We start from the raw sequence: 11,393 nt of genomic DNA on the forward strand, positions 1-11,393 counted from the left end.
ATGTCAGATGCAAAGCTTGGCCAAGAGCCAGCTTATTGGACTAGTGAAGTTGCAAAGAAGCTAGAGGTGTCAGATAGTACTTTAAGAAAGTGGTGTATTCAATTGGAGGCCACAGGTTATAAGTTTGTGAAAGGAGAGAATGATAGTCGAGCTTTCACTAAACATGACTTAAACGCTTTACAGTTATTTAAACAACTCGTAAAAGTCCAAAGGAAAACCAAAGAAGTAGCATCTTTAGAAGTAGTTGAGCGTTATGGTGCAAGGCAAGGAACGCCCGCCATGCAACCTGCACAGATGGCCGTTCAAGCTCATGAGTTCAAAGATAAAATTGATGATATGGCTAAAAGTATTGAAGAAATAAAAAAGCAATTAAATGAACAGATGGAGTTTAATAAAAAGCTTGTAGAACGTATGGATCAGCAAAGCATGAGTCATATACGTGAAATTCAGGAAACGAGAAAGCAACTTGCTGCCACTCAGGAAAGAAAAAAGTGGTGGGAGTTTTGGAAATAAAAAAGGACTGCTAAATATTTAGCAGTCCTTTTTTGTTTAAATGATTTGTTTCCGATCATATCTTACTCTCTACCTTTATTATAACCCTATTTGAAAATTATTTATAGACTGTTTTTCGACTCATGTCCGGCCTTATACTGTTATACGCAAGTCAAAAAGTATAAAGGGTGTGGCTATATGAATGAGAAGAAAAATGTCTTAGATCCTGGTCCGTTTTTTCATGGTACTAAAGCAGAACTAAAAATTGGAGACCTGCTTGAACCGTTGTATTTATCTAATTATCAGGATAAAAAATCTAACCATATCTACTTTACTGGAACATTAAACGCTGCTAAATGGGGTGCTGAATTAGCAAGGTCTAATTCAAAAGAGAGAATTTATATTGTGGAACCACTAGGAGAGTTTGAAAATGATCCGAATTTAACCGACAAAAAATTCCCTGGAAACCCAACACGTTCTTATAGATCTAAATCGCCCTTGAAAATAGTAGCTGAATTAGGTTCATGGGAAAGACATTCAGATGAAGAAATAAATCATATGCTTACATCTTTAAAAAAGTTAAGTGAAGAAGGAAAAAATGTAATATACGATTGATTCTGACGTTATAAAACTTCAGACAAATACCAGATTAAGAACGATGGCCGCCTTATAAACTGATATATAATGGGCGGCCTTTACTATGAATATTATTGGATTACCTGATGTAAGATTTAAATTTAAATGTGCATCCTAATGAAGAGGTGCATATATGAAAAAATCTAGATTGATTTTAATAATAATGGTTCTTCTTTCTTGGTCAAGTCTTCTTTTCTTAGGGCGTCGTGATTTCCAAAAGTATCTTCCAGCTACTCTATTCACTGTGCTTGTTACGAAGATAACACATAAAATTGCAAAAAAAAGAAAGTGGTGGCGCTTTGAGGAAAGTATTCATCCTAAGATTAGTGGAGATGATACATGGGCGTGGGGACTGTTCTTTCCTTCTACACTTTGGATATTGAAGCTTTCTTTCGGGAAAATATGGTCATATATTACGTATAATTTTGTACTACATACGTCTTTTGTTTATTTATTGTTATCATTTTTAAAGAAGTTAAAGATTGTTTCACTTGTGAAGTTGAGCAAAAAGCAGTATTTATTAGTCTTGTTCTGTAGAGAAATTCTTTTGTATTCATTTCAATTTAGTAAGGAGTACATAGAAAGAAAAAAGCCAAATAGCGCATCTGTCAACGGTAAATCGCAAGACCGTCAGGTCGAGAATTTAAGGAGTTGATAGATTCACCAAACCCAAACCCTCTTGGCACTCAAACAAACCCGTTTGTTTGACGCCAACCGGCGAGGGAGCCCCCTCAAAGATAGAGGGGGTTGGGGGTGTTTGTAGAAGCCATTCCAAAGGGGCTTCCCTTTGGCAGGTGGTGGACAGCGTCCACGGTCTTTATGAAAAAGGGCATCCGTTGAGGATGTCTTTTTTCATTTTGGCGGAGCCAAACACAGGGAGGAATCCGACCGCTCACCTCGTAGAGCGCGCTCCCAATTTGATCGAAGATGAAAAATTGGTGTAGTGCGTTACACCAAATCTAAAGTTGTGGTATGCTGGACCCCCTGAATAGTGGTCGAAATGGGGGGGGTGAGGAGTGGCCAAATATGGGATTACCCGCATGCAAAAGTTCCACAAAGACGCAATATTGGGGATCCAGAAACACAACCAACGAGAAGGAAAAGTCAAAATAAGAGGTTAAGAGGGAATTAGATAGCGAGTATAAAGCTCATATAAGCCATATAAGCAATGATTCGTTAATTGAGAATAGAAATATACATAAAAATAAAAAAGAGCCGTGTACAGGCAAATAAGAGTTATGGCAAGAATTTGAGCGAGAATAAATCATTTATGATATAATGCCTCTTCATCAGCATATTCAATTTGAAGATATGAAGGTACTCTCTTTCAAAGAGAGTACCTTTTTACGTATAGTGAATAAATTCTTCACCTGTTAATGAAAATAGGAGGTTTTCTTATATGGACTACACATTGTTTCCGGTGGTTATTTCATTAGTAGCCTTAACACTTGCAATGCAAGCTCAGTTAGAAAATAAAAAATTGAGACAACAAATTAGAGAGTTAGAGAGAAAACAGATTTAAAGTAGCCCTATTAACAAACTAAAAGGCCACCTCTTGAGTGTGTGGTAAGAGAGGTGGCCTTTTAGTTACATTTACAAATATAGGGTTAAATGAAATCCAAACTGAAAAATCAGCTGGGTTGCCACTATAACATATTCAGATAAAAAATCAATTATTTAGAGGTTAAAGCATATGAATAAAAGGTGCACTTTTTATTCATCATTTCAGTTGATTCCATCGAATGAAACCTTGTGACACCAAGGATGTATAAAAAGCTGCATAAAGAAGAATCAATAGCCTCATCGGAACCCTTGCCTACCAAGGGTTCTTTTTTGGGTTGTGTTCCGGAAAGAGACATTATGTTAACTAACTTTGTATATGATATACAGCTAAAAAGAGAAAAAACGACCTTAGGCTTAGGAGAAATAAGGTCGTTTTTTCAGTAACGTATCAAGGCATTAAAAGTGATACGTAACGTATCTTGAGTAGTTTGCTCAAATGTTGCAACAGTTATGCAACCTTTACATAGCAAATTTGCAATATCCTATTGCATGGATATGTGTTGTGTTCCGAAAATACGTTTTATGTTAACTAAAAGGCGAAAAAGCCATCTTTGGGGAAGATGGCTTTTTCTACTGATAAATATTAGGTTGTAAATTGAGTCTTACAAGATTTCTCCAGTATTTTGCTCAAAGATTGAAATAACTATGCAGCTTTAAAAAATATAGCAGGAAATATCATCTTGCATTTGAATACTAGTATTATACTTTTACGACGAAAATGGGGGCTATTATAATGCTGGTAAAAAAGATGTTGAATGGAATTATGATGAAAGAAATCACCATTAAAGAATTAGCTGATCGATATAACGTAAGCACGCGTACCATTCAATCAAAGATTAAGAAATTAGGCTATGAATGGGACAGTAAGGAAAGTATTTATCGTTATGTTGGAGAAGAATCAGAACCTGTAGATGTTGATTTTAGTACTCTTATCTCTAAAAACAGTAAAATGCCAGCAGAACAAAAGCTAGCTACTAGCGAAGTAGCAGCTAGTACGAGCTATGTTAATGAAAGTGAAAGTACTAGTGCTAGTTCTTCAAAAGCTAGCACAGTAGATACAATTGATATCTTGCTGCAAAGTCCAAAAGACCGTTCAAAAAGAGTCTATCGAGGGTTTTATTTTGATGATGATGTGTTAAGTATTATTGATCGAGTTCCTAAGAGTTATAAATCTGAATTGGTGAATGAAGCGCTAAGAAAAGTGTTTAAGGAAAAAGGATTATTAGACTAAAAAGAAAAAGCAGGCTTAAGCCTGCTTCTTTAGCCTTTAAGGCTATTATAGTTAAGAAATACGTATTAGTTTTTGTGAAGGTTCTTGATGTAGATTTTGAAATTGTTGAACAGCGTCTGTCATAGATTCAGTATTTAATTTCTTTAAGATACTTTTTCTTTGATTTTTAATGATGCTTTCTTCTTTATGAAGCATGTTTTGTATTTCTGAAATAGAATGACCATCAATAGCAAGAGCAAAGACTTCTTGTTCTGCTTTAGTAAACTGATTCATGAAGATTTTCTCTTTCAGGATTTTACATTCTTCTTCTACACTTTTCAGTCGAGCAACTTCATCAACTAAATCAGAAGCTATACTTAAGATATTTTCAATACCCATTAATAGTTTTTCGCTTTGATCCATGATAAGACCCTCCTATTTTTTGAGGGCAACCCATGTTATAATTAGCAATGAAAACAGGAATTTCAGTAACATGGGGGTGCTTCCTTTGCAGAGGAAGTGCCCTTTTTCATTTTGTTGTGTCTAATCTTGGTGTTAATCGTTTGAATCACCTCCTTAATTTATTTATTTCTTTTGTTATCAATCTCGTTATATTGCATTAGAACGTTTAGCCTTGAGTTTTTACCGCCTTTGAAGATTTTATCTGGATTGATCTGATAAGTTCCAGCTCTAATCTTTTTTAGAAAATCTGATTCTTGTAAAGCTTTCATTGTTTCAGCAATCGTAGGTTGAGAAATCCCTATTTTTTGTTCAATTTCTTTATAAGTCATTAAAAACATGTTCTCACTGTTAAGGTTATCCATTATGAATGTAAGAACCTTAAGTTTCTTATTACCTATCAAATCGAGGCTTTCAACTATATGACCTAACCAGATTTTATGGAAATTGGCATCTCTTTCTTCAATGCTTATAACTTCCATCTCTTCAATTTCTCCAGTTTCTGAGTTTATGTATTTTTTGGTTCCTACAACTTTTGTTGCTTTTCTGGTTACTCCTTTTTTGCGCTTGTAATTAGACATTTTTTTAACTCCTTTATAGAAAAATAACCCAGTTTCTTTTTCATATTTTGAGTATATAATAAAGAGTGACTTAAGTAAACACTTAAATCTTATTTAAGTAAACACTTAAAAAAATTTAAGTAAACACTTAAAAAAATTTAAGTGAACAAATCACCCTCAAACCCTTGATATAAAAGGGTTTATCTAACATTCTACCTTTTTTTCACTCTTATCTATAAATATATTTGCTATTTTTCATGCAAGGTTCGAGTAGTATTTTTTAAGAAAATCACTTAAAAAATCTCCACTCTTTTTTCCTTGCATTTCAAATTTCGGCAGGGTTGGTTATATCGCCAAGCCGAACATACCCAAAACGAAGTTTAAGATGATCGGCTTGTGACGGCCATTATACCTGCCCGAACCGCCAGAGCAGACGTCCATAGTTGGTACTTTTGCTAAAAAGTTGTTACACAATCGGGGACTAGTCCCCGGACCCCTAGCCAGCACGGCCACCCCAAAACGAACGGGTTGCACGGGTAAAGTTATAACTCAAAATTAAAGTAAACGGCATGCACGGGGGGCGTGCATCTGTTTTTAATATAGATATGATTTAATAAAATATTATCGTTTATAAACATTGATATATCAGTACGTGCACGGGGTTGAACGCCCCCCGTGCACGCAGGAAAATAGTGTGCATGGGGGGCGTTCTTTGTTATTCTTTAAAGGACATTTTAGATGAGAAATATAACTATTTACATAAATACGCGTGCACGGAGGGAACGGCATGTCAGATGCAAAGCTTGGCCAAGAGCCAGCTTATTGGACTAGTGAAGTTGCAAAGAAGCTAGAGGTGTCAGATAGTACTTTAAGAAAGTGGTGTATTCAATTGGAGGCCACAGGTTTAAAAGTTTGTGAAAGGAGAGAATGATAGTCGAGCTTTCACTAAACATGACTTAAACGCTTTACAGTTATTTAAACAACTCGTAAAACCAAAGGAAAACCAAAGAAGTAGCATCTTTAGAAGTAGTTAGCGTTATGGTGCAAGGCAAGGAACGCCCGCCATGCAACCTGCACAGATGCCGTTCAAGCTCATGAGTTCAAAGATAAAATTGATGATATGGCTAAAAGTATGAAGAAATAAAAAAGCAATTAAATGAACAGATGGAGTTTAATAAAAAGCTTGTAGAACGTATGGATCAGCAAAGCATGAGTCATATACGTGAAATTCAGGAAACGAGAAAGCAACTTGCTGCCTCAGGAAAGAAAAAAGTGGTGGGAGTTTTGGAAATAAAAAAGGACTGCTAAATATTTAGCAGTCCTTTTTTGTTTAAATGATTTGTTTCCGATCATATCTTACTCTCTACCTTTATTATAACCCTATTTGAAAATTATTTATAGACTGTTTTTCGACTCATGTCCGGCCTTATACTGTTATACGCAAGTCAAAAAGTATAAAGGGTGTGGCTATATGAATGAGAAGAAAAATTCTTAGATCCTGGTCCGTTTTTTCATGTACTAAAGCAGAACTAAAAATTGGAGACCTGCTTGAACCGTTGTATTTATCTAATTATCAGGATAAAAAATCTAACCATATCTACTTTACTGGAACATTAAACGCTGCTAAATGGGGTGCTGAATTAGCAAGGTCTAATTCAAAAGAGAGAATTTATATTGTGGAACCACTAGGAGAGTTTGAAAATGATCCGAATTTAAACCGACAAAAAATTCCCTGGAAACCCAACACGTTCTTATAGATCTAAATCGCCCTTGAAAATAGTAGCTGAATTAGGTTCATGGGAAAGACATTCAGATGAAAAATAAATCATATGCTTACATCTTTAAAAAAGTTAAGTGAAGAAGGAAAAAATGTAATATACGATTGATTCTGACGTTATAAAACTTCAGACAAATACCAGATTAAGAACGATGGCCGCCTTATAAACTGATATATAATGGGCGGCCTTTACTATGAATATTATTGGATTACCTGATGTAAGATTTAAATTTAAATGTGCATCCTAATGAAGAGGTGCATATATGAAAAAATCTAGATTGATTTTAATAATAATGGTTCTTCTTTCTTGGTCAAGTCTTCTTTTCTTAGGGCGTCGTGATTTCCAAAAGTATCTTCCAGCTACTCTATTCACTGTGCTTGTTACGAAGATAACACATAAAATTGCAAAAAAAAGAAAGTGGTGGCGCTTTGAGGAAAGTATTCATCCTAAGATTAGTGGAGATGATACATGGGCGTGGGGACTGTTCTTTCTTCTACACTTTGGATATTGAAGCTTTCTTTCGGGAAAATATGGTCATATATTACGTATAATTTTTGTACTACATACGTCTTTTGTTTATTTATTTTATCATTTTAAAGAAGTTAAAGATTGGTTTCACTTGTGAAGTGAGCAAAAAGCAGTATTTATTAGTCTTGTTCTGTAGAGAAATTCTTTTGTATTCATTTCAATTTAGTAAGGAGTACATAGAAAGAAAAAAGCCAAATAGCGCATCTGTCAACGGTAAATCGCAAGACCGTCAGGTCGAGAATTTAAGGAGTTGATAGATTCACCAAACCCAAACCCTCTTGGCACTCAAACAAACCCGTTTGTTTGACGCCAACCGGCGAGGGAGCCCCCTCAAAGATAGAGGGGGTTGGGGGTGTTTGTAGAAGCCATTCCAAAGGGGCTTCCCTTTGGCAGGTGGACAGCGTCCACGGTCTTTATGAAAAAGGGCATCCGTTGAGGATGTCTTTTTTCATTTTGGCGGAGCCAAACACAGGAGGAATCCGACCGCTCACCTCGTAGAGCGCGCTCCCAATTTGATCGAAGATGAAAAATTGGTGTAGTGCGTTACACCAAATCTAAAGTTGTGGTATGCTGGACCCCCTGAATAGTGGTCGAAATGGGGGGGTGGAGTGGCCAAAAATGGGATTACCCGCATGCAAAAGTTCCACAAAGACGCAATATTGGGGATCCAGAAACACAACCAACGAGAAGGAAAAGTCAAAATAAGAGGTTAAGAGGGAATTAGATAGCGAGTATAAACTCATATAAGCCATATAAGCAATGATTCGTTAATTGAGAATAGAAATATACATAAAAAAATAAAAAAGAGCCGTGTACAGGCAAATAAGAGTATGGCAAGAATTTGAGCGAGAATAAATCATTTATGATATAATGCCTCTTCATCAGCATATTCAATTTGAAGATATGAAGACTACTCTTTCAAAGAGAGTACCTTTTTACGTATAGTGAATAAATTCTTCACCTGTTAATGAAAATAGAGGTTTTCTTATATGGACTACACATTGTTTCCGTGGTTATTTCATTAGTAGCCTTAACACTTGCAATGCAAGCTCAGTTAGAAAATAAAAAATTGAGACAACAAATTAGAGAGTTAGAGAGAAAACAGATTTAAAGTAGCCCTATTAACAAACTAAAAGGCCACCTCTTGAGTGTGTGGTAAGAGAGGTGGCCTTTTAGTTACATTTACAAATATAGGGTTAAATGAAATCCAAACTGAAAAATCAGCTGGGTTGCCACTATAACATATTCAGATAAAAAATCAATTATTTAGAGGTTAAAGCATATGAATAAAAGGTGCACTTTTTATTCATCATTTCAGTTGATTCCATCGAATGAAACCTTGTGACACCAAGGATGTATAAAAAGCTGCATAAAGAAGAATCAATAGCCTCATCGGAACCCTTGCCTACCAAGGGTTCTTTTTTGGGTTGTGTTCCGGAAAGAGACATTATGTTAACTAACTTTGTATATGATATACAGCTAAAAAGAGAAAAAACGACCTTAGGCTTAGGAGAAATAAGGTCGTTTTTTCAGTAACGTATCAAGGCATTAAAAGTGATACGTAACGTATCTTGAGTAGTTTGCTCAAATGTTGCAACAGTTATGCAACCTTTACATAGCAAATTTGCAATATCCTATTGCATGGATATGTGTTGTGTCCGAAAATACGTTTTATGTTAACTAAAAGGCGAAAAAGCCATCTTTGGGGAAGATGGCTTTTTCTACTGATAAATATTAGGTTGTAAATTGAGTCTTACAAGATTTCTCCAGTATTTTGCTCAAAGATTGAAATAACTATGCAGCTTTAAAAAATATAGCAGGAAATATCATCTTGCATTTGAATACTAGTATTATACTTTTACGACGAAAATGGGGGCTATTATAATGCTGGTAAAAAAGATGTTGAATGGAATTATGATGAAAGAAATCACCATTAAAGAATTAGCTGATCGATATAACGTAAGCACGCGTACCATTCAATCAAAGATTAAGAAATTAGGCTATGAATGGGACAGTAAGGAAAGTATTTATCGTTATGTTGGAGAAGAATCAGAACCTGTAGATGTTGATTTTAGTACTCTTATCTCTAAAAACAGTAAAATGCCAGCAGAACAAAAGCTAGCTACTAGCGAAGTAGCAGCTAGTACGAGCTATGTTAATGAAAGTGAAAGTACTAGTGCTAGTTCTTCAAAAGCTAGCACAGTAGATACAATTGATATCTTGCTGCAAAGTCCAAAAGACCGTTCAAAAAGAGTCTATCGAGGGTTTTATTTTGATGATGATGTGTTAAGTATTATTGATCGAGTTCCTAAGAGTTATAAATCTGAATTGGTGAATGAAGCGCTAAGAAAAGTGTTTAAGGAAAAAGGATTATTAGACTAAAAAGAAAAAGCAGGCTTAAGCCTGCTTCTTTAGCCTTTAAGGCTATTATAGTTAAGAAATACGTATTAGTTTTTGTGAAGGTTCTTGATGTAGATTTTGAAATTGTTGAACAGCGTCTGTCATAGATTCAGTATTTAATTTCTTTAAGATACTTTTTCTTTGATTTTTAATGATGCTTTCTTCTTTATGAAGCATGTTTTGTATTTCTGAAATAGAATGACCATCAATAGCAAGAGCAAAGACTTCTTGTTCTGCTTTAGTAAACTGATTCATGAAGATTTTCTCTTTCAGGATTTTACATTCTTCTTCTACACTTTTCAGTCGAGCAACTTCATCAACTAAATCAGAAGCTATACTTAAGATATTTTCAATACCCATTAATAGTTTTTCGCTTTGATCCATGATAAGACCCTCCTATTTTTTGAGGGCAACCCATGTTATAATTAGCAATGAAAACAGGAATTTCAGTAACATGGGGGTGCTTCCTTTGCAGAGGAAGTGCCCTTTTTCATTTTGTTGTGTCTAATCTTGGTGTTAATCGTTTGAATCACCTCCTTAATTTATTTATTTCTTTTGTTATCAATCTCGTTATATTGCATTAGAACGTTTAGCCTTGAGTTTTTACCGCCTTTGAAGATTTTATCTGGATTGATCTGATAAGTTCCAGCTCTAATCTTTTTTAGAAAATCTGATTCTTGTAAAGCTTTCATTGTTTCAGCAATCGTAGGTTGAGAAATCCCTATTTTTTGTTCAATTTCTTTATAAGTCATTAAAAACATGTTCTCACTGTTAAGGTTATCCATTATGAATGTAAGAACCTTAAGTTTCTTATTACCTATCAAATCGAGGCTTTCAACTATATGACCTAACCAGATTTTATGGAAATTGGCATCTCTTTCTTCAATGCTTATAACTTCCATCTCTTCAATTTCTCCAGTTTCTGAGTTTATGTATTTTTTGGTTCCTACAACTTTTGTTGCTTTTCTGGTTACTCCTTTTTTGCGCTTGTAATTAGACATTTTTTTAACTCCTTTATAGAAAAATAACCCAGTTTCTTTTTCATATTTTGAGTATATAATAAAGAGTGACTTAAGTAAACACTTAAATCTTATTTAAGTAAACACTTAAAAAAATTTAAGTAAACACTTAAAAAAATTTAAGTGAACAAATCACCCTCAAACCCTTGATATAAAAGGGTTTATCTAACATTCTACCTTTTTTTCACTCTTATCTATAAATATATTTGCTATTTTTCATGCAAGGTTCGAGTAGTATTTTTTAAGAAAATCACTTAAAAAATCTCCACTCTTTTTTCCTTGCATTTCAAATTTCGGCAGGGTTGGTTATATCGCCAAGCCGAACATACCCAAAACGAAGTTTAAGATGATCGGCTTGTGACGGCCATTATACCTGCCGAACCGCCAGAGCAGACGTCCATAGTTGGTACTTTTGCTAAAAAGTTGTTACACAATCGGGGACTAGTCCCCGGACCCCTAGCCAGCACGCCACCCCAAAACGAACGGGGTTGCACGGGTAAAGTTATAACTCAAAATTAAAGTAAACGGCATGCACGGGGGGCGTGCATCTGTTTTTAATATAGATATGATTTAATAAAATATTATCGTTTATAAACATTGATATATCAGTACGTGCACGGGGTTGAACGCCCCCCGTGCACGCAGGAAAATAGTGTGCATGGGGGGCGTTCTTTGTTATTCTTTAAAGGACATTTTAGATGAGAAATATAACTATTTACATAAATACGCGTGCACGGGAGGGAACGGC

Annotated in this window: 13 protein-coding genes and 1 pseudogene; 10 read left to right on the forward strand and 4 right to left on the reverse strand. The window is 35.1% G+C overall.

The genetic code is table 11. The features are described from left to right. From JNUCC25_RS27825 to JNUCC25_RS27845, 5 genes are all read left to right on the forward strand, one after another. Positions 1 to 513: a DUF3967 domain-containing protein gene (locus tag JNUCC25_RS27825; protein WP_454223434.1), complete on the forward strand. Its 513-nt coding sequence runs from the start codon at positions 1 to 3 to the stop codon at positions 511 to 513. Between the two features lie 177 nt (positions 514 to 690). Further along, on the forward strand, positions 691 to 1,107 hold the full coding sequence (gene arr, locus JNUCC25_RS27830; RefSeq protein ID WP_454223435.1) for an NAD(+)--rifampin ADP-ribosyltransferase: 417 nt from the start codon (positions 691 to 693) through the stop codon (positions 1,105 to 1,107). 154 nt (positions 1,108 to 1,261) lie between these two features. After that, entirely contained in the window at positions 1,262 to 1,783 is a 522-nt protein-coding gene (locus JNUCC25_RS27835) for a hypothetical protein (protein ID WP_454223436.1), read from the forward strand. A 744-nt stretch (positions 1,784 to 2,527) separates the two neighbouring features. Next, positions 2,528 to 2,650 carry a hypothetical protein gene (locus JNUCC25_RS27840; RefSeq protein ID WP_255256050.1) on the forward strand — a complete coding sequence of 41 codons (123 nt, stop codon included), beginning with the start codon at positions 2,528 to 2,530 and terminating at the stop codon, positions 2,648 to 2,650. 774 nt (positions 2,651 to 3,424) lie between these two features. Beyond that, positions 3,425 to 3,922, forward strand: a complete 498-nt coding sequence (locus JNUCC25_RS27845) for an HTH domain-containing protein (RefSeq protein WP_454223431.1) — start codon at positions 3,425 to 3,427, stop codon at positions 3,920 to 3,922. A 51-nt stretch (positions 3,923 to 3,973) separates the two neighbouring features. Here the strand turns inward: JNUCC25_RS27845 and JNUCC25_RS27850 are convergent, their stop codons facing one another. Together JNUCC25_RS27850 and JNUCC25_RS27855 are read right to left on the reverse strand one after the other, a co-directional pair. Further along, the gene (locus tag JNUCC25_RS27850) at positions 3,974 to 4,324 is read right to left on the reverse strand and encodes a helix-turn-helix transcriptional regulator (protein WP_454223432.1); all 351 of its coding nucleotides are present in this window, start codon (positions 4,322 to 4,324) and stop codon (positions 3,974 to 3,976) included. Between the two features lie 158 nt (positions 4,325 to 4,482). Continuing rightward, on the reverse strand, positions 4,483 to 4,941 hold the full coding sequence (locus JNUCC25_RS27855) for a replication/maintenance protein RepL (protein ID WP_454223433.1): 459 nt from the start codon (positions 4,939 to 4,941) through the stop codon (positions 4,483 to 4,485). Between the two features lie 766 nt (positions 4,942 to 5,707). On the opposite strand from JNUCC25_RS27855, the gene JNUCC25_RS27860 reads away from it, so the two are divergent. The 5 genes and pseudogenes from JNUCC25_RS27860 (at position 5,708) to JNUCC25_RS27880 (ending at position 9,608) form a co-directional block, all read left to right on the forward strand. After that, complete coding sequence (locus JNUCC25_RS27860) at positions 5,708 to 5,851, forward strand: MerR family transcriptional regulator (protein WP_454223429.1); 144 nt, start codon at positions 5,708 to 5,710, stop codon at positions 5,849 to 5,851. Positions 5,852 to 6,114: 263 nt separating this feature from the next. After that, positions 6,115 to 6,228, forward strand: coding sequence for a DUF3967 domain-containing protein (locus JNUCC25_RS27865; protein WP_454223437.1), 114 nt, complete (start codon positions 6,115 to 6,117; stop codon positions 6,226 to 6,228). Positions 6,229 to 6,391: 163 nt separating this feature from the next. Beyond that, positions 6,392 to 6,806, forward strand: a pseudogene (arr, locus tag JNUCC25_RS27870) (NAD(+)--rifampin ADP-ribosyltransferase). A 154-nt stretch (positions 6,807 to 6,960) separates the two neighbouring features. After that, positions 6,961 to 7,209, forward strand: coding sequence for a hypothetical protein (locus JNUCC25_RS27875; protein WP_454223430.1), 249 nt, complete (start codon positions 6,961 to 6,963; stop codon positions 7,207 to 7,209). A 1,901-nt stretch (positions 7,210 to 9,110) separates the two neighbouring features. Continuing rightward, positions 9,111 to 9,608, forward strand: coding sequence for an HTH domain-containing protein (locus JNUCC25_RS27880; RefSeq protein ID WP_454223431.1), 498 nt, complete (start codon positions 9,111 to 9,113; stop codon positions 9,606 to 9,608). Positions 9,609 to 9,659: 51 nt separating this feature from the next. Here JNUCC25_RS27880 and JNUCC25_RS27885 read toward each other — a convergent pair whose 3' ends face one another. Beyond that, the gene (locus JNUCC25_RS27885; RefSeq protein ID WP_454223432.1) at positions 9,660 to 10,010 is read right to left on the reverse strand and encodes a helix-turn-helix transcriptional regulator; all 351 of its coding nucleotides are present in this window, start codon (positions 10,008 to 10,010) and stop codon (positions 9,660 to 9,662) included. Between the two features lie 158 nt (positions 10,011 to 10,168). Next, positions 10,169 to 10,627 (reverse strand): replication/maintenance protein RepL, encoded by a 459-nt coding sequence (locus JNUCC25_RS27890; RefSeq protein ID WP_454223433.1) that lies wholly within the window; start codon positions 10,625 to 10,627, stop codon positions 10,169 to 10,171. Between the last annotated feature and the right edge of the window lie 766 nt (positions 10,628 to 11,393).

The organism is Priestia sp. JNUCC 25 (assembly GCF_053667915.1).

Bases quoted from the DNA above. Each gene is read 5' to 3' on its own strand.
- JNUCC25_RS27825 (WP_454223434.1), top strand. From the start codon at position 1: ATGTCAGATGCAAAGCTTGGCCAAGAGCCAGCTTATTGGACTAGTGAA.
- arr (WP_454223435.1), top strand. From the start codon at position 691: ATGAATGAGAAGAAAAATGTCTTAGATCCTGGTCCGTTTTTTCATGGT.
- JNUCC25_RS27835 (WP_454223436.1), top strand. From the start codon at position 1,262: ATGAAAAAATCTAGATTGATTTTAATAATAATGGTTCTTCTTTCTTGG.
- JNUCC25_RS27840 (WP_255256050.1), top strand. From the start codon at position 2,528: ATGGACTACACATTGTTTCCGGTGGTTATTTCATTAGTAGCCTTAACA.
- JNUCC25_RS27845 (WP_454223431.1), top strand. From the start codon at position 3,425: ATGCTGGTAAAAAAGATGTTGAATGGAATTATGATGAAAGAAATCACC.
- JNUCC25_RS27850 (WP_454223432.1), bottom strand. From the start codon at position 4,324: ATGGATCAAAGCGAAAAACTATTAATGGGTATTGAAAATATCTTAAGT.
- JNUCC25_RS27855 (WP_454223433.1), bottom strand. From the start codon at position 4,941: ATGTCTAATTACAAGCGCAAAAAAGGAGTAACCAGAAAAGCAACAAAA.
- JNUCC25_RS27860 (WP_454223429.1), top strand. From the start codon at position 5,708: ATGTCAGATGCAAAGCTTGGCCAAGAGCCAGCTTATTGGACTAGTGAA.
- JNUCC25_RS27865 (WP_454223437.1), top strand. From the start codon at position 6,115: ATGGATCAGCAAAGCATGAGTCATATACGTGAAATTCAGGAAACGAGA.
- JNUCC25_RS27875 (WP_454223430.1), top strand. From the start codon at position 6,961: ATGAAAAAATCTAGATTGATTTTAATAATAATGGTTCTTCTTTCTTGG.
- JNUCC25_RS27880 (WP_454223431.1), top strand. From the start codon at position 9,111: ATGCTGGTAAAAAAGATGTTGAATGGAATTATGATGAAAGAAATCACC.
- JNUCC25_RS27885 (WP_454223432.1), bottom strand. From the start codon at position 10,010: ATGGATCAAAGCGAAAAACTATTAATGGGTATTGAAAATATCTTAAGT.
- JNUCC25_RS27890 (WP_454223433.1), bottom strand. From the start codon at position 10,627: ATGTCTAATTACAAGCGCAAAAAAGGAGTAACCAGAAAAGCAACAAAA.